The organism is Streptomyces sp. NBC_01224 (assembly GCF_036002945.1).
Classification (GTDB): Bacteria; Actinomycetota; Actinomycetes; order Streptomycetales; family Streptomycetaceae; genus Streptomyces.
In genome coordinates this window covers 3,803,572-3,820,659 of sequence record NZ_CP108529.1, presented here as the reverse complement: position 1 = coordinate 3,820,659, position 17,088 = coordinate 3,803,572, and the positions used below count along the sequence as shown (strand labels likewise).

Below are 17,088 nucleotides of genomic sequence, written 5' to 3'. Positions count from 1 at the left end.
CGTCCTCAGTGGTAGGGCCAAGCGCTGGCCCGCACCACGACTCCACACCCTGAAACCACAGGAGTAGAAGTGAAGCGCAGCAAGAACCTCCGCGCTGCGGACGCCAAGATCGACCGGGCGCGCAACTACGCCCCGCTCGAGGCCGTCCGTCTCGCCAAGGAGACCGCCTCCACCAAGTTCGACGGCACCGTCGAGGTCGCGTTCTGCCTGGGCGTTGACCCTCGCAAGGCCGACCAGATGGTCCGTGGCACCGTGAACCTCCCGCACGGCACCGGCAAGACCGCCCGGGTCCTGGTCTTCGCGACCGGTGACCGTGCTGCGGCCGCGGAAGCCGCGGGCGCCGACATCGTCGGCGCCGACGAGCTCATCGACGAGGTGGCGAAGGGCCGTCTGGACTTCGACGCCGTCGTCGCCACCCCGGACCTCATGGGCAAGGTCGGCCGCCTCGGCCGGGTGCTCGGTCCGCGTGGTCTGATGCCGAACCCGAAGACCGGCACCGTCACCCCCGATGTCGCGAAGGCTGTCAACGACATCAAGGGCGGCAAGATCGAGTTCCGCGTCGACAAGCACTCGAACCTGCACTTCATCATCGGCAAGGTCTCGTTCGACGACACCAAGCTGGTGGAGAACTACGCAGCGGCGCTGGAGGAGATCCTCCGTCTGAAGCCGTCCGCCGCCAAGGGCCGCTACATCAAGAAGGCCACCCTGGCCACCACGATGGGCCCCGGCATCCCGCTGGACGCCAACCGCACCCGTAACCTCCTCGTCGAGGAGGACCCGGCCGCCGTCTGAGCCTCAGCGCTCGGCAGCAAGCCGCGTCACGTGTGACATTGACGGGCCCCGCAACCTTTCGAGGTGCGGGGCCCGTCCTCGTATCCGTATGTAACCGGTGGCTGTGTCGGAGCTGTGCGTTAGCGTGAGGCTTCGAGAGCCGAACGAGGGGTGGAAGCGGACATGAGGACCAGTACCGTGCGACGTTTGAGTCTGTCGATAGCGGTGGGGGCGGCGCTTACGTCGGTCGCGGCCTGCGGGGGATCGGACGGCAGCGGCGGCAACCGCGGCAGCGCCGTGGTGAAGGCCGACCCCATCGCCGCGTTGCGCGACGTACAGAAGAAGACCGGTGGGGAGAGCTCGGCGAAGGTCGAGGGCACCACCCAGATGGGCACCACCATGTCCATGAAGCAGAGCGGCACCATCGACTGGACCGACGGTCTCACCGGCACCATGGAGATCACGTACACCGGCGGCAGCATGGCGGACGCCATGAAGCAGAACGGTGCCAGCGGCACGATGCAGGCCCGCTATTTCAAGGACGGCTACGTCGTCAACATGGGCGACGCCTTCGCCAAGCAGGCCGGCGGCAAGCACTGGATCAACTACGGCTACGCCGACCTCGCCAAGCTCGCGGGCGCCTCCGGCGAGGCGATGAAGCAGCAGATGCAGAACACCACCCCCGACCAGGGTGTGAAGTCTCTGCTGGCCTCCGGTGACGTGAAGAAGGTCGGCCAGGAGGACGTACGCGGGGTCTCCGCCACGCACTACTCCGGCACCGTCGACGTCGCCGAACTGACCGCGAAGAATTCCGCGCTCGATGCCGACCAGCTCGACCAGCTGAAGAAGCAGCTGAGCGATGCCGGGATCACCACGGAGAAGGTCGACATCTGGGTCGACGAGAACAACCTGCTGGTCAAGAAGACCGAGCGCGGCCAGATGAAGACCGGCGAGCTCAATTCGACGGTGTACTACAGCGACTACGGCACCGAGGTCTCGGTCGAGAAGCCCCCGGCCGGCGACACGGTCGACTTCACCGATCTCGTGAAGCAGCAGCAGGGGGCCGGTTCGGGCGCGAGCTAAACCTCCCGCACCGCCCGAAGAGGGACGGATTTGCTCGGCGCGACCCCGGTCGCGTACTCTCCTACAGAAGCCAAAGACCGCTGGTCGTTGCTGTGCTCTCGCAAGAGGGAACAGCGACCGAAGGATCCGTTGAGTACGGGCGACCTGCGCAGGTGACTGTGGAAAGCTCCCGGACTTCGTTCGGTCGAGCTACGCCCTGGCGCCTGCGCCGGGGCGTTTCGTCTTTCCCGGCCCCTTCTGAGCGGTCCTCATCACCCGGAAGGAGGCCGACGCTCATGGCAAGGCCCGACAAGGCTGCCGCGGTAGCCGAGCTCGCGGATCAGTTCCGCAGCTCGAACGCCGCTGTGCTGACCGAGTACCGGGGTCTCACCGTGGCACAGCTCAAGCAGCTGCGCCGTTCGCTCGGTGAGAACGCCCAGTACGCCGTGGTGAAGAACACGCTGACCAAGATTGCGGCCAACGAGGCCGGGATCAACACGCTGGACGACCTGTTCGCAGGTCCGACGGCGGTTGCCTTCGTCACCGGTGACCCGGTGGAGTCGGCGAAGGGTCTTCGTGACTTCGCCAAGGACAACCCCAACCTCATCATCAAGGGCGGTGTCCTTGACGGTAAGGCGCTGACCGCGGATGAGATCAAGAAGCTCGCGGACCTCGAGTCCCGCGAGGTTCTGCTCGCCAAGGTGGCCGGTGGAATCAAGGCGTCGATGGCCAAGGCCGCGGCGACTTTCCAGGCCCCGCTGTCGGAGTTCGTCCGCACCGCGGACGCGCTTCGCGCCAAGGTCGAGCAGGGCGGTGCCGGTACGCCGGCTCCCGCCGACGCCGAGGTGGCGGAGTAACCCTCCGCTCCACGGCTCGCAGCGGGCCCGTACGCCCGCCTTCATATACACCCGGCACCTGCCGACTTAGTGGAAGGACGCCATCATGGCGAAGCTGTCCCAGGACGAGCTGCTCGAGCAGTTCGAGACCCTGACCCTCATCGAGCTCTCCGAGTTCGTCAAGGCGTTCGAGGAGAAGTTCGACGTCAAGGCTGCCGCTCCGGTCGCCGTTGCCGCCGCCGGTGGCGCTGCCGCCGCCGCTGAGGCCGTCGAGGAGCAGGACGAGTTCGACGTCATCCTCACGGGCGCCGGCGAGAAGAAGATCCAGGTCATCAAGGTCGTGCGTGAGCTGACCTCGCTGGGCCTGAAGGAGGCCAAGGACCTCGTCGACGGCACCCCGAAGCCGGTCCTCGAGAAGGTCGCCAAGGAGGCCGCCGAGAAGGCTGCCGAGTCCCTCAAGGCCGCCGGCGCTTCCGTCGAGGTCAAGTGACTCAGGGAGTCTGCTGACTCCTTCTGACTGACTGTGCCGCACGGCACGGACGTCAAAACGCGAAGGGCGATCACCCATCCGGGTGGTCGCCCTTCGGCGTACCCGCGGCGGCTGCCTTGCTCTTCCGGTGGCGACGAGTATGGTGATCTTCGCCGTTGCCTCGCGGGGGCGGCCGGCCGGCGCCGGGAGGCGGTCGGGTGAGGACCGCGCGGCGCTGTCCCGGCAGGGGGGCCTTGACGAACCGCACGCGGCGCGCAATTCTCAGGACGCGTCGTCATATCGATCCGAATCCGAGGCATGGATCGTGGGCGAAGAGGGCAGTAAAGAAGAGCGCACCGCGCACAAGGGCTAGCTATAGGTGTTGAGAACAGCTGTTGAGAGCAACGTGGGTCTCTGAGAACCCCGACTGGACATCAGTGTGCCGTTTGGCTACACTGACCCTTTGCGCTGCCTGTTAGCTGCCTCCTGCCCGTCACCAGAGGCATGCCCACGCTTGAGCACCGATGGCCGATCCTCCCTGACCTGGGATTTCTGTCTCCGTGTCCAACTTGGGACCGGTACGCGCGTAGTGAGTCCGAGCCCTCGGAAGGACCCCCTCTTGGCCGCCTCGCGCAACGCCTCGACCGCGAATACGAACAACGGTGCCAGCACCGCCCCGCTGCGCATCTCCTTTGCAAAGATCAAGGAGCCCCTCGAGGTTCCGAACCTCCTCGCGCTGCAGACCGAGAGCTTTGACTGGCTCCTCGGCAATGCCGCCTGGAAGGCTCGCGTCGAGGCTGCTCTGGACAGTGGACAAGACGTCCCCACCAAGTCCGGCCTGGAGGAAATCTTCGAGGAGATTTCACCGATCGAGGACTTCTCCGGGTCGATGTCGCTTACGTTCCGCGACCACCGCTTCGAGCCCCCGAAGAACTCGATCGACGAGTGCAAGGAGCGCGACTTCACGTTCGCCGCCCCGCTCTTCGTCACGGCCGAGTTCACCAACAACGAGACCGGCGAGATCAAGTCCCAGACGGTCTTCATGGGCGACTTCCCGCTCATGACCAACAAGGGCACCTTCGTCATCAACGGCACCGAGCGTGTCGTCGTGTCGCAGCTGGTCCGCTCGCCGGGTGTCTACTTCGACTCCTCCATCGACAAGACGTCCGACAAGGACATCTTCTCCGCCAAGATCATCCCGTCCCGGGGTGCCTGGCTGGAGATGGAGATCGACAAGCGCGACATGGTCGGTGTCCGCATCGACCGCAAGCGCAAGCAGTCCGTGACCGTTCTCCTGAAGGCTCTCGGTTGGACCACCGAGCAGATCCTCGAGGAGTTCGGCGAGTACGAGTCCATGCGCGCCACCCTGGAGAAGGACCACACCCAGGGCCAGGACGACGCGCTGCTCGACATCTACCGCAAGCTCCGCCCGGGCGAGCCGCCCACGCGCGAGGCTGCTCAGACGCTGCTCGAGAACCTCTACTTCAACCCGAAGCGCTACGACCTCGCGAAGGTCGGCCGCTACAAGGTGAACAAGAAGCTCGGCGCCGACGAGCCGCTGGACGCCGGCGTTCTCACCACCGACGACGTCATCGCGACCATCAAGTACCTGGTCAAGCTGCACGCCGGTGAGACCGAGACGGTCGGCGAGTCCGGTCGTTCGATCGTCGTCGAGACCGACGACATCGACCACTTCGGCAACCGTCGTCTGCGCAACGTCGGCGAGCTCATCCAGAACCAGGTCCGTACGGGTCTGGCCCGTATGGAGCGCGTCGTGCGTGAGCGCATGACGACCCAGGACGTCGAGGCGATCACGCCGCAGACCCTGATCAACATCCGGCCGGTCGTCGCCTCCATCAAGGAGTTCTTCGGTACCAGCCAGCTGTCCCAGTTCATGGACCAGAACAACCCGCTGTCGGGTCTGACGCACAAGCGTCGTCTCTCGGCTCTGGGTCCCGGTGGTCTGTCCCGTGAGCGGGCCGGCTTCGAGGTCCGTGACGTGCACCCGTCCCACTACGGACGCATGTGCCCGATCGAGACCCCTGAAGGCCCGAACATCGGTCTGATCGGTTCGCTCGCCTCGTACGGCCGCGTCAACGCGTTCGGCTTCATCGAGACGCCGTACCGCAAGGTCGTCGACGGCCAGGTCACCGACGAGGTCGACTACATCACGGCCGACGAGGAAGACCGCTACGTCATCGCTCAGGCGAACGCGACCCTCTCCGAGGAACTGCGTTTCGTCGAGCCCCGCGTCCTGGTCCGCCGCCGTGGCGGAGAGGTCGACTACGTGCCCGGCACGGACGTCGACTACATGGACGTCTCGCCGCGCCAGATGGTGTCCGTCGCCACCGCGATGATCCCCTTCCTGGAGCACGACGACGCCAACCGTGCCCTCATGGGCGCGAACATGATGCGTCAGGCGGTGCCGCTGATTAAGTCGGAGGCCCCGCTCGTCGGTACCGGCATGGAGTACCGCTGCGCCACCGACGCCGGTGACGTGCTGAAGGCCGAGAAGGACGGTGTGGTCCAGGAGGTCTCCGCGGACTACATCACCGTGACCAACGACGACGGCACGTACACCACGTACCGCATCGCCAAGTTCATGCGCTCCAACCAGGGCACCTCGGTCAACCAGAAGGTTGTCGTCTCCGAGGGCGACCGGGTCGTCGCCGACCAGGTCCTCGCCGACGGTCCGGCCACCGAGAACGGTGAGATGGCCCTCGGCAAGAACCTGCTCGTGGCGTTCATGCCGTGGGAGGGTCACAACTACGAGGACGCGATCATCCTGTCGCAGCGCCTCGTGCAGGACGACGTCCTCTCCTCGATCCACATCGAGGAGCACGAGGTCGACGCCCGTGACACCAAGCTCGGCCCGGAGGAGATCACCCGGGACATCCCGAACGTCTCCGAAGAGGTCCTCGCCGACCTCGACGAGCGCGGCATCATCCGTATCGGTGCCGAGGTCGTCGCCGGTGACATCCTCGTCGGCAAGGTCACGCCCAAGGGTGAGACCGAGCTGACCCCCGAGGAGCGCCTGCTCCGCGCGATCTTCGGTGAGAAGGCGCGCGAGGTGCGCGACACCTCGCTGAAGGTGCCGCACGGTGAGATCGGCAAGGTCATCGGCGTCCGCGTCTTCGACCGCGAAGAGGGCGACGAGCTGCCGCCGGGCGTGAACCAGCTGGTCCGCGTCTACGTCGCGCAGAAGCGCAAGATCACCGATGGTGACAAGCTCGCCGGCCGTCACGGCAACAAGGGCGTCATCTCGAAGATCCTCCCGATCGAGGACATGCCGTTCCTGGAGGACGGCACCCCGGTCGACATCATCCTCAACCCGCTGGGTGTCCCGTCCCGAATGAACCCGGGACAGGTCCTGGAGATCCACCTCGGCTGGCTCGCCAGCCGCGGCTGGGACGTCTCCGGCCTCGGTGACGAGTGGGCCAAGCGCCTGCAGGCCATCGGCGCCGACCAGGTCGCCCCCGGCACCAACGTCGCCACCCCCGTCTTCGACGGTGCGCGCGAGGACGAGATCTCCGGTCTCTTCGAGGCCACGATCCCGAACCGCGACGGCGACCGCCTGGTGCAGCCCTCCGGCAAGGCCCACCTGTACGACGGCCGCTCCGGCGAGCCGTTCCCGGAGCCGGTCTCGGTCGGCTACATGTACATCCTCAAGCTGCACCACCTCGTCGACGACAAGCTGCACGCTCGTTCGACGGGTCCGTACTCCATGATCACCCAGCAGCCGCTGGGTGGTAAGGCCCAGTTCGGTGGACAGCGCTTCGGTGAGATGGAGGTGTGGGCCCTTGAGGCTTACGGCGCCGCATACGCCCTCCAGGAACTGCTGACGATCAAGTCCGACGACGTGACCGGCCGCGTGAAGGTCTACGAGGCGATCGTCAAGGGCGAGAACATCCCCGAGCCCGGCATTCCCGAGTCCTTCAAGGTGCTCATCAAGGAAATGCAGTCGCTCTGCCTCAACGTGGAGGTGCTGTCCTCGGACGGCATGTCCATCGAGATGCGCGACACGGACGAGGACGTCTTCCGCGCGGCGGAGGAGCTCGGTATCGACCTGTCCCGGCGCGAGCCGAGCAGCGTCGAAGAGGTCTGACGGGTTGGCCGGCCGGATCCCCGTGATCCGGCCGGCTCTCCCCGGACCCGTTCAGACCATTGCTGAAGTGCCCCGATTTCTCGCGTGACGCGAGGGGGCTCGAACCCCCGAAAGAGGGATTGACGACAAGTGCTCGACGTCAACTTCTTCGACGAGCTGCGGATCGGCCTTGCCACCGCGGACGACATCCGGACCTGGTCCCACGGCGAAGTGAAGAAGCCGGAGACCATCAACTACCGCACGCTCAAGCCCGAAAAGGACGGACTCTTCTGCGAGAAGATCTTCGGTCCGACCCGGGACTGGGAGTGCTACTGCGGCAAGTACAAGCGTGTCCGCTTCAAGGGCATCATCTGTGAGCGCTGTGGCGTCGAGGTCACGCGCGCCAAGGTGCGCCGTGAGCGCATGGGTCACATCGAGCTTGCCGCTCCCGTCACCCACATCTGGTACTTCAAGGGCGTCCCGTCGCGCCTGGGCTACCTGCTGGACCTCGCGCCGAAGGACCTCGAGAAGGTCATCTACTTCGCCGCGTACATGATCACGTTCGTGGACGAGGAGCGCCGTACGCGTGACCTGCCCTCGCTGGAGGCACACGTCTCCGTCGAGCGTCAGCAGGTCGAGAACCGTCGCGACGCCGACCTTGAGGCCCGCGCCAAGAAGCTCGAGACCGACCTGGCCGAGCTCGAGGCCGAGGGTGCCAAGGCCGACGTGCGCCGCAAGGTGCGCGAAGGTGCCGAGCGTGAGATGAAGCAGCTGCGCGACCGTGCGCAGCGCGAGATCGACCGTCTCGACGAGGTGTGGAGCCGCTTCAAGAACCTCAAGGTCCAGGACCTGGAGGGCGACGAGCTGCTCTACCGCGAGCTGCGTGACCGCTTCGGCACGTACTTCGACGGCTGCATGGGTGCCGCTGCTCTGCAGAAGCGCCTTGAGTCGTTCGACCTCGACGAGGAGGCCGAGCGCCTCCGCGAGATCATCCGTACCGGCAAGGGCCAGAAGAAGACCCGTGCGCTCAAGCGCCTCAAGGTCGTCTCCGCGTTCCTGCAGACCAGCAACAAGCCCAAGGGCATGGTGCTCGACTGCGTGCCGGTCATCCCGCCGGACCTGCGTCCGATGGTGCAGCTGGACGGTGGCCGCTTCGCGACCTCCGACCTGAACGACCTGTACCGCCGTGTGATCAACCGCAACAACCGCCTCAAGCGTCTCCTTGACCTCGGCGCCCCCGAGATCATCGTGAACAACGAGAAGCGGATGCTGCAGGAGGCCGTCGACGCGCTGTTCGACAACGGCCGCCGCGGTCGCCCGGTCACCGGTCCCGGTAACCGCCCGCTCAAGTCCCTCAGCGACATGCTGAAGGGCAAGCAGGGTCGTTTCCGTCAGAACCTTCTCGGTAAGCGTGTGGACTACTCCGCGCGTTCCGTGATCGTCGTCGGTCCGCAGCTGAAGCTGCACCAGTGCGGTCTGCCCAAGGCCATGGCGCTGGAGCTCTTCAAGCCGTTCGTGATGAAGCGCCTGGTCGACCTGAACCACGCGCAGAACATCAAGTCGGCCAAGCGCATGGTCGAGCGTGGCCGCACCGTGGTGTACGACGTCCTCGAAGAGGTCATCGCCGAGCACCCGGTGCTGCTGAACCGTGCACCGACCCTGCACCGCCTCGGCATCCAGGCCTTCGAGCCGCAGCTCGTCGAGGGCAAGGCCATCCAGATCCACCCGCTCGTCTGCACCGCGTTCAACGCGGACTTCGACGGTGACCAGATGGCCGTGCACCTGCCGCTCTCCGCGGAGGCGCAGGCCGAGGCCCGCATCCTGATGCTGTCCTCGAACAACATCCTGAAGCCGGCCGACGGTCGTCCCGTCACCATGCCGACCCAGGACATGGTGCTGGGTCTGTTCTTCCTGACCACCGACGGTGAACTCCGTGACACCAAGGGCGAGGGCCGCGCGTTCGGCTCCACGGCCGAGGCGATCATGGCTTTCGACGCCGGCGAGCTGGCGCTCCAGTCGCCCGTCGACATCCGCTTCCCGGTGGGCACCATCCCGCCGCGTGGCTGGGTGCCGCCGGTCGCCGAGGAGGGCGAGCAGGAGTTCCAGCAGGGCGACACGTTCCGGCTGCGTACGTCCCTGGGCCGTGCGCTCTTCAACGAGCTGCTGCCCGAGGACTACCCGTTCGTCGACTACTCGGTCGGCAAGAAGCAGCTCTCCGAGATCGTCAACGACCTCGCCGAGCGCTACCCCAAGGTCATCGTGGCGGCGACGCTCGACAACCTGAAGGCGGCGGGCTTCTACTGGGCGACCCGTTCCGGTGTCACCGTGGCCATCTCCGACGTCGTGGTCCCCGAGGCCAAGAAGGCGATCGTCGCCGGCTACGAGGCGCAGGACGAGAAGGTCCAGAAGCAGTACGAGCGCGGTCTGATCACCAAGGACGAGCGCACGCAGGAACTCATCGCGATCTGGACCAAGGCGACCAACGAGGTTGCCGAGGCGATGAACGCGAACTTCCCCAAGACGAACCCCATCTTCATGATGGTTGACTCGGGTGCCCGAGGAAACATGATGCAGATGCGTCAGATCGCCGGTATGCGTGGTCTGGTGTCCAACGCCAAGAACGAGACGATCCCGCGTCCCATCAAGGCGTCCTTCCGTGAGGGCCTCACCGTTCTGGAGTACTTCATCTCCACGCACGGTGCCCGTAAGGGTCTGGCGGACACCGCCCTGCGTACCGCCGACTCGGGTTACCTGACCCGTCGTCTGGTGGACGTCTCGCAGGACGTGATCATTCGCGAGGAGGACTGCGGCACCGACCGTGGCCTCAAGCTGAAGATCGCCGTCAAGGGTGCGGACGGTGTGCTCCGCAAGACGGAGGACGTCGAGACCTCGGTCTACGCCCGCATGCTCGCCGAGGACGTCGTCGTCGACGGCAAGGTCATCGCGCCTGCCAACGTCGACCTCGGTGACGTCCTGATCGACGCCCTGGTGGGCGCCGGCGTCGAGGAGGTCAAGACCCGTTCGGTCCTGACCTGTGAGTCCGCGGTCGGCACCTGTGCCTTCTGCTACGGACGCTCGCTCGCCACCGGCAAGCTGGTCGACATCGGTGAGGCGGTCGGCATCATCGCCGCCCAGTCCATCGGTGAGCCCGGTACCCAGCTGACGATGCGTACCTTCCACACCGGTGGTGTGGCCGGTGACGACATCACCCAGGGTCTGCCCCGAGTCGTCGAGCTCTTCGAAGCCCGTACGCCCAAGGGTGTCGCCCCGATCTCGGAGGCGGCCGGCCGTATCCGTATCGAGGAGACCGAGAAGACCAAGAAGATCGTCGTCACCCCGGACGACGGCAGCGACGAGACGCCGTTCCCGATCTCGAAGCGTGCCCGTCTGCTGGTGGGCGAGGGCGACCACGTCGAGGTGGGCCAGAAGCTCACCGTGGGTGCCACCAACCCGCACGACGTGCTGCGGATCCTCGGTCAGCGCGCGGTCCAGGTCCACCTGGTCGGCGAGGTCCAGAAGGTCTACAACTCGCAGGGTGTGTCGATCCACGACAAGCACATCGAGATCATCATCCGGCAGATGCTGCGCCGCGTGACGATCATCGAGTCCGGCGACGCGGAGCTGCTGCCGGGCGAGCTCGTCGAGCGCTCGAAGTTCGAGACCGAGAACCGTCGTGTGGTCACCGAGGGCGGTCACCCCGCCTCCGGCCGTCCGCAGCTGATGGGTATCACCAAGGCCTCGCTCGCCACCGAGTCGTGGCTGTCGGCGGCGTCCTTCCAGGAGACGACCAGGGTTCTGACCGACGCGGCGATCAACGCCAAGTCGGACTCCCTGATCGGCCTCAAGGAGAACGTCATCATCGGTAAGCTCATCCCGGCCGGTACGGGTCTGTCCCGCTATCGCAACATCCGGGTCGAGCCGACCGAGGAGGCCAAGGCCGCGATGTACTCGGCCGTCGGCTACGACGACATCGACTACTCGCCGTTCGGCACGGGCTCCGGCCAGGCCGTTCCGCTGGAGGACTACGACTACGGTCCGTACAACCAGTAAGCGAGTCGCTTGATCGACCGGAGGGCGGTCACCCCGTTGTGTACGGGGTGACCGCCCTCCGGCGTACGCGCGAAGGCGCAAACTCGTTCCCCTCACCTCCGCGGTGACGGATCATGGGGGGATACAGATCGTCCGGGGGAGTTGGTTGTGTCGTATCCGCCGAGGCAGCCGGACCGGCTGCCTCGGCGCAGAGCCCGTCGATGCTGGCCTCGCACGCGGAGCGCGAGCGCGCTGTCGATGTGCTGCGGGCCGGTTTCGCCGAGGGGCGTCTTGATGACGAAGAGCTGGAGAAGCGGGTCGCGCGGGCCCACGAGGCCCGGACCGTGGGGGAACTGAGCCTTCTCGTCGACGACCTGCCCCAGGGCCCTGTCTTCTCCGGGCCCGCCCCCGCCGGCCACTACGGCCCCGCTGTGCCGGCGACCTTCCTGCCCGCGCCGCAGCTCAGGACGAACGGCAAGGCCAAGGGTGCGCTGGTCTTCGGCATCCTGGCCCCGGTGACCGCGGTGACGGGGGTGCCCGCGGTCGTTCTCGGGCACATGGCGCGCAAGGAGATACGGCGCAGTGACGAGCAGGGCGACGGCCTGGCGGTCGCCGGGCTCGTGCTGGGATGGGCGTCGATCATCGGCTGGATATTGCTCGTGGCCGGGTTCGTCACCGCCGTGATCGTCACGCGCTGAGGTCGTCGGCGTGCGGCGTGTGGAGGCGCGCCGCATTTGTTTTGACCGGAGTCGATGAGGTAGGTACGCTCAGACCTTGTGCCTGGGGTGTGCCTGGGCTCCTGTGCGTGTCCTCAACCGCATGCGAGTCCGTCACTGGCCACCGCGATCTGCAGCCTTCCCTGCCTTGCGGCAGGAGCTTGCAGCATTCGACACACCCGACCGCGTGGGTCGGTGACGTTCCAGGTTAGTTTCACGAACGGCACACAGAAACCGGAGAAGTAGTGCCTACGATCCAGCAGCTGGTCCGGAAGGGCCGGCAGGACAAGGTCGAGAAGAACAAGACGCCCGCACTCGAGGGTTCGCCCCAGCGCCGCGGCGTCTGCACGCGTGTGTTCACGACCACCCCGAAGAAGCCGAACTCGGCACTCCGTAAGGTCGCGCGTGTGCGTCTGACCTCCGGTATCGAGGTCACGGCCTACATCCCGGGTGAGGGACACAACCTGCAGGAGCACTCCATCGTGCTCGTGCGTGGTGGCCGTGTGAAGGACCTGCCGGGTGTTCGTTACAAGATCATCCGCGGCTCCCTTGACACCCAGGGTGTCAAGAACCGCAAGCAGGCCCGCAGCCGCTACGGCGCCAAGAAGGAGAAGTAAGAATGCCTCGTAAGGGCCCCGCCCCGAAGCGCCCGGTCATCATCGACCCGGTCTACGGTTCTCCTCTTGTCACCTCGCTGATCAACAAGATCCTGCTCAACGGCAAGCGTTCCACTGCCGAGCGGATCGTGTACGGCGCCATGGAAGGCCTCCGCGAGAAGACCGGCAACGACCCGGTCATCACGCTGAAGCGCGCGCTTGAGAACGTCAAGCCCTCGCTCGAGGTCAAGTCCCGCCGTGTCGGTGGCGCCACCTACCAGGTGCCGATCGAGGTCAAGCCCGGTCGCGCCTCCACCCTCGCGCTGCGCTGGCTCGTGGGTTACTCCCGCGCCCGCCGCGAGAAGACCATGACCGAGCGCCTCATGAACGAGCTGCTCGACGCCTCCAACGGTCTTGGCGCTGCTGTCAAGAAGCGAGAGGACACCCACAAGATGGCCGAGTCCAACAAGGCCTTCGCGCACTACCGCTGGTAGTCGCTACCCACATCGAGACCGAGAGAAGATTGAGCCTTATGGCCACCACTTCGCTTGACCTGGCCAAGGTCCGCAACATTGGGATCATGGCCCACATCGACGCGGGCAAGACGACCACCACTGAGCGGATCCTGTTCTACACCGGCGTTTCGTACAAGATCGGTGAAGTCCACGACGGCGCTGCCACGATGGACTGGATGGAGCAGGAGCAGGAGCGCGGCATCACGATCACGTCCGCCGCGACGACCTGTCACTGGCCGCTCAATGATGTTGACCACACCATCAACATCATCGACACCCCGGGTCACGTCGACTTCACCGTCGAGGTGGAGCGTTCGCTCCGCGTCCTCGACGGCGCTGTCACCGTGTTCGACGGTGTGGCGGGCGTCGAGCCCCAGTCCGAGACTGTCTGGCGTCAGGCGGACCGCTACGGCGTGCCGCGTATCTGCTTCGTCAACAAGCTCGACCGCACGGGTGCCGAGTTCCACCGTTGCGTCGACATGATCGTCGACCGCCTCGGTGCAGTCCCGCTCGTCATGCAGCTCCCCATCGGCGCCGAGGCCGACTTCAAGGGCGTCGTCGACCTCGTGTCGATGAAGGCCTTTGTGTGGCCGGAAGAGGCCGCCAAGGGTGAGATGTACGACACCGTCGACATCCCGGACACCCACATCGAGGCAGCTCAGGAGTGGCGCGGCAAGCTGCTCGAGGCCGTCTCCGAGAACGACGACCAGATGATGGAGCTGTACCTGGAGGGCGTCGAGCCCACCGAGGAGCAGCTGCACGAGGCGATCCGTCGGATCACCCTCGCATCGAAGGGCAGTGCCGACTCGGTCACCGTCACCCCGGTGTTCTGTGGCACGGCGTTCAAGAACAAGGGCGTCCAGCCCCTGCTCGACGCGGTCGTCCGCTACCTGCCTTCCCCCCTGGACGTCGAGGCCATCGAGGGCCACGACGTCAAGGACCCCGAGGTTGTCATCAAGCGCAAGCCTTCGGACGACGAGCCGTTCTCCGGCCTGGCGTTCAAGATCGCGAGCGACCCGCACCTCGGCAAGCTCACCTTCGTCCGGATCTACTCCGGCCGCCTCGAGGCCGGCACCGCGGTGCTGAACTCGGTCAAGGGCAAGAAGGAGCGCATCGGCAAGATCTACCGCATGCACGCGAACAAGCGTGAGGAGATCTCGTCGGTGGGCGCGGGCGACATCATCGCCGTCATGGGCCTGAAGCAGACCACCACCGGTGAGACGCTGTGTGACGACAAGAACCCGGTCATCCTGGAGTCCATGGACTTCCCGGCGCCGGTCATTCAGGTCGCCATCGAGCCCAAGTCCAAGGGCGACCAGGAGAAGCTGGGTGTCGCCATCCAGCGCCTCTCCGAGGAGGACCCGTCCTTCCAGGTGCACTCCGACGAGGAGACCGGCCAGACCATCATCGGTGGTATGGGCGAGCTTCACCTCGAGGTGCTGGTCGACCGCATGAAGCGCGAGTTCCGCGTCGAGGCGAACGTCGGCAAGCCGCAGGTCGCGTACCGCGAGACGATCCGCAAGGCCGTCGAGCGCATCGACTACACGCACAAGAAGCAGACTGGTGGTACCGGCCAGTTCGCGAAGGTGCAGATCGCCCTTGAGCCCATCGAGGGTGGCGACGCGTCCTACGAGTTCGTCAACAAGGTCACCGGTGGCCGCATCCCCCGTGAGTACATCCCCTCGGTGGACGCGGGTGCTCAGGAGGCCATGCAGTTCGGCATCCTGGCCGGCTACGAGATGGTGGGCGTCCGCGTCACCCTTCTCGACGGTGGTTACCACGAGGTCGACTCCTCCGAGCTCGCCTTCAAGATCGCCGGTTCGCAGGCGTTCAAGGAGGGTGCCCGCAAGGCATCCCCCGTGCTCCTCGAGCCGATGATGGCCGTCGAGGTCACCACGCCCGAGGACTACATGGGCGATGTCATCGGCGACCTCAACTCCCGCCGTGGCCAGATCCAGGCCATGGAGGAGCGCAGCGGCGCTCGCGTCGTGAAGGGCCTCGTGCCCCTCTCGGAGATGTTCGGCTACGTCGGAGACCTCCGCAGCAAGACCTCGGGTCGCGCAAGCTACTCGATGCAGTTCGACTCCTACGCCGAGGTTCCGCGGAACGTCGCCGAGGAGATCATCGCGAAGGCCAAGGGCGAGTAACTCTCCCGAGCTCACGCTTTAGGCTTGTCACCGGAGCCTGGTGGGGCATTCGTCGCAGAGCGCAAGCAATGCGTTGAATGCCCCCGGCCCCGGCATCCCAGCAAAGATCACCTGGCGCCGATGAAGCAAGGCGTACAGAACCACTCCACAGGAGGACCCAGTGGCGAAGGCGAAGTTCGAGCGGACTAAGCCGCACGTCAACATCGGCACCATCGGTCACATTGACCACGGTAAGACGACCCTCACGGCCGCCATTACCAAGGTGCTGCACGACGCGTACCCGGACCTGAACGAGGCCTCGGCCTTCGACCAGATCGACAAGGCTCCCGAGGAGCGCCAGCGCGGTATCACGATCTCGATCGCGCACGTCGAGTACCAGACGGAGTCGCGTCACTACGCGCACGTCGACTGCCCGGGTCACGCCGACTACATCAAGAACATGATCACGGGTGCGGCGCAGATGGACGGCGCCATCCTCGTGGTCGCCGCCACCGACGGCCCGATGCCGCAGACCAAGGAGCACGTGCTCCTGGCCCGCCAGGTCGGCGTTCCGTACATCGTTGTCGCCCTGAACAAGGCCGACATGGTGGACGACGAGGAGATCCTGGAGCTCGTCGAGCTCGAGGTCCGTGAGCTCCTCTCCGAGTACGAGTTCCCGGGCGACGACCTTCCGGTCGTCAAGGTCTCGGCGCTCAAGGCTCTTGAGGGCGACAAGGAGTGGGGCCAGACCGTCCTCGACCTGATGAAGGCCGTCGACGAGTCGATCCCGCAGCCCGAGCGCGACGTCGACAAGCCGTTCCTGATGCCGATCGAGGACGTCTTCACGATCACCGGTCGTGGCACCGTCGTCACCGGTCGTATCGAGCGTGGTGTCCTGAAGGTCAACGAGACCGTCGACATCGTCGGTATCAAGCAGGAGAAGACCACCACCACGGTCACCGGCATCGAGATGTTCCGCAAGCTGCTCGACGAGGGCCAGGCCGGTGAGAACGTCGGTCTGCTCCTCCGTGGCATCAAGCGCGAGGACGTCGAGCGCGGCCAGGTCATCATCAAGCCCGGTTCGGTCACGCCGCACACCGAGTTCGAGGCCCAGGCCTACATCCTGTCGAAGGACGAGGGTGGCCGTCACACCCCCTTCTTCAACAACTACCGCCCGCAGTTCTACTTCCGTACCACGGACGTGACGGGCGTTGTGACCCTTCCCGAGGGCACCGAGATGGTCATGCCGGGCGACAACACCGTCATGAACGTCACGCTGATCCAGCCGGTCGCCATGGAAGAGGGCCTGAAGTTCGCCATCCGTGAGGGTGGTCGGACCGTGGGCGCCGGCCAGGTCACCAAGATCGTCAAGTAATTACCTGACTGTCTGACCTGGTTGCTCCGCACAGAGCACCAAGAAGGGCCCCGGCCCGCCGCGCAAGCGGTGGACCGGGGCCCTTCGGCGTTGACCGACGTCATGCGGGCCCCGAGTCAGCCCACGGTGTCCCGTCGAGTTGCGGGGGCTCGTGGCGTGTCCGGGCGTCGGGTTCGGCCCGTGGTGCGGCTGCCGTTCGGCAGTGGCAGCCGCACCAGCAGACGGAAGTGTCCCGGTGACGGCCGCTCGGCGGTCACGGTTTTGCCGAGTGCGGCGCGCGGGCGGCGAGATGGGCGAGGCCGGTGCACGGAGCGGTCTTACCGGGGGAGTCGGGGGCGTCGTTGCCCACGGACAGTTCGACGGAGCGCTCGCGGGCAGTGGGCCGGCGGCTACCGGGTACCGCAAGATTCCGGACACGGGCGTCATATCCATCCGTGCCGCTCCCCGATGCGCACTGCGTCGACGAGGGTGCGCGCATGCAGCTTGTGGCGAGGGGGCCTGGGCCACGA

At 65.9% G+C, this 17,088-nt stretch carries 11 protein-coding genes; all 11 read left to right on the top strand.

The window, feature by feature from the left end:
* Positions 1 to 69: 69 nt before the first annotated feature.
* The 11 genes from rplA (at position 70) to tuf (ending at position 16,579) form a co-directional block, all read left to right on the top strand.
* Positions 70 to 792: a 50S ribosomal protein L1 gene (gene rplA, locus OG609_RS16585; protein ID WP_266358741.1), complete on the top strand. Its 723-nt coding sequence runs from the start codon at positions 70 to 72 to the stop codon at positions 790 to 792.
* 162 nt (positions 793 to 954) lie between these two features.
* Positions 955 to 1,854, top strand: a complete 900-nt coding sequence (locus OG609_RS16580; RefSeq protein WP_327273524.1) for a hypothetical protein — start codon at positions 955 to 957, stop codon at positions 1,852 to 1,854.
* Positions 1,855 to 2,129: 275 nt separating this feature from the next.
* Positions 2,130 to 2,690 carry a 50S ribosomal protein L10 gene (gene rplJ, locus OG609_RS16575; RefSeq protein WP_327273523.1) on the top strand — a complete coding sequence of 187 codons (561 nt, stop codon included), beginning with the start codon at positions 2,130 to 2,132 and terminating at the stop codon, positions 2,688 to 2,690.
* An 85-nt stretch (positions 2,691 to 2,775) separates the two neighbouring features.
* Entirely contained in the window at positions 2,776 to 3,159 is a 384-nt protein-coding gene (gene rplL, locus OG609_RS16570; protein ID WP_030914109.1) for a 50S ribosomal protein L7/L12, read from the top strand.
* 598 nt (positions 3,160 to 3,757) lie between these two features.
* Positions 3,758 to 7,243, top strand: coding sequence for a DNA-directed RNA polymerase subunit beta (rpoB, locus tag OG609_RS16565; RefSeq protein ID WP_327273522.1), 3,486 nt, complete (start codon positions 3,758 to 3,760; stop codon positions 7,241 to 7,243).
* A gap of 129 nt (positions 7,244 to 7,372) precedes the next feature.
* Complete coding sequence (locus tag OG609_RS16560; RefSeq protein ID WP_327273521.1) at positions 7,373 to 11,272, top strand: DNA-directed RNA polymerase subunit beta'; 3,900 nt, start codon at positions 7,373 to 7,375, stop codon at positions 11,270 to 11,272.
* A gap of 200 nt (positions 11,273 to 11,472) precedes the next feature.
* Entirely contained in the window at positions 11,473 to 11,949 is a 477-nt protein-coding gene (locus OG609_RS16555; protein WP_327273520.1) for a DUF1707 and DUF4190 domain-containing protein, read from the top strand.
* A gap of 263 nt (positions 11,950 to 12,212) precedes the next feature.
* Entirely contained in the window at positions 12,213 to 12,584 is a 372-nt protein-coding gene (gene rpsL / locus OG609_RS16550) for a 30S ribosomal protein S12 (RefSeq protein ID WP_003948652.1), read from the top strand.
* Positions 12,585 to 12,586: 2 nt separating this feature from the next.
* Positions 12,587 to 13,057 carry a 30S ribosomal protein S7 gene (rpsG, locus tag OG609_RS16545; RefSeq protein ID WP_093897234.1) on the top strand — a complete coding sequence of 157 codons (471 nt, stop codon included), beginning with the start codon at positions 12,587 to 12,589 and terminating at the stop codon, positions 13,055 to 13,057.
* A gap of 38 nt (positions 13,058 to 13,095) precedes the next feature.
* On the top strand, positions 13,096 to 15,225 hold the full coding sequence (gene fusA, locus OG609_RS16540; protein WP_327273519.1) for an elongation factor G: 2,130 nt from the start codon (positions 13,096 to 13,098) through the stop codon (positions 15,223 to 15,225).
* Between the two features lie 160 nt (positions 15,226 to 15,385).
* The gene (gene tuf / locus OG609_RS16535) at positions 15,386 to 16,579 is read left to right on the top strand and encodes an elongation factor Tu (RefSeq protein WP_327273518.1); all 1,194 of its coding nucleotides are present in this window, start codon (positions 15,386 to 15,388) and stop codon (positions 16,577 to 16,579) included.
* Positions 16,580 to 17,088 lie beyond the last annotated feature (509 nt).

Excerpts from the sequence above, each read along its gene's own strand:
- rplL (WP_030914109.1), top strand. The coding sequence starts at position 2,776 with ATGGCGAAGCTGTCCCAGGACGAGCTGCTCGAGCAGTTCGAGACCCTG.
- rplJ (WP_327273523.1), top strand. The coding sequence starts at position 2,130 with ATGGCAAGGCCCGACAAGGCTGCCGCGGTAGCCGAGCTCGCGGATCAG.
- OG609_RS16580 (WP_327273524.1), top strand. The coding sequence starts at position 955 with ATGAGGACCAGTACCGTGCGACGTTTGAGTCTGTCGATAGCGGTGGGG.
- rpsG (WP_093897234.1), top strand. The coding sequence starts at position 12,587 with ATGCCTCGTAAGGGCCCCGCCCCGAAGCGCCCGGTCATCATCGACCCG.
- fusA (WP_327273519.1), top strand. The coding sequence starts at position 13,096 with ATGGCCACCACTTCGCTTGACCTGGCCAAGGTCCGCAACATTGGGATC.
- OG609_RS16555 (WP_327273520.1), top strand. The coding sequence starts at position 11,473 with ATGCTGGCCTCGCACGCGGAGCGCGAGCGCGCTGTCGATGTGCTGCGG.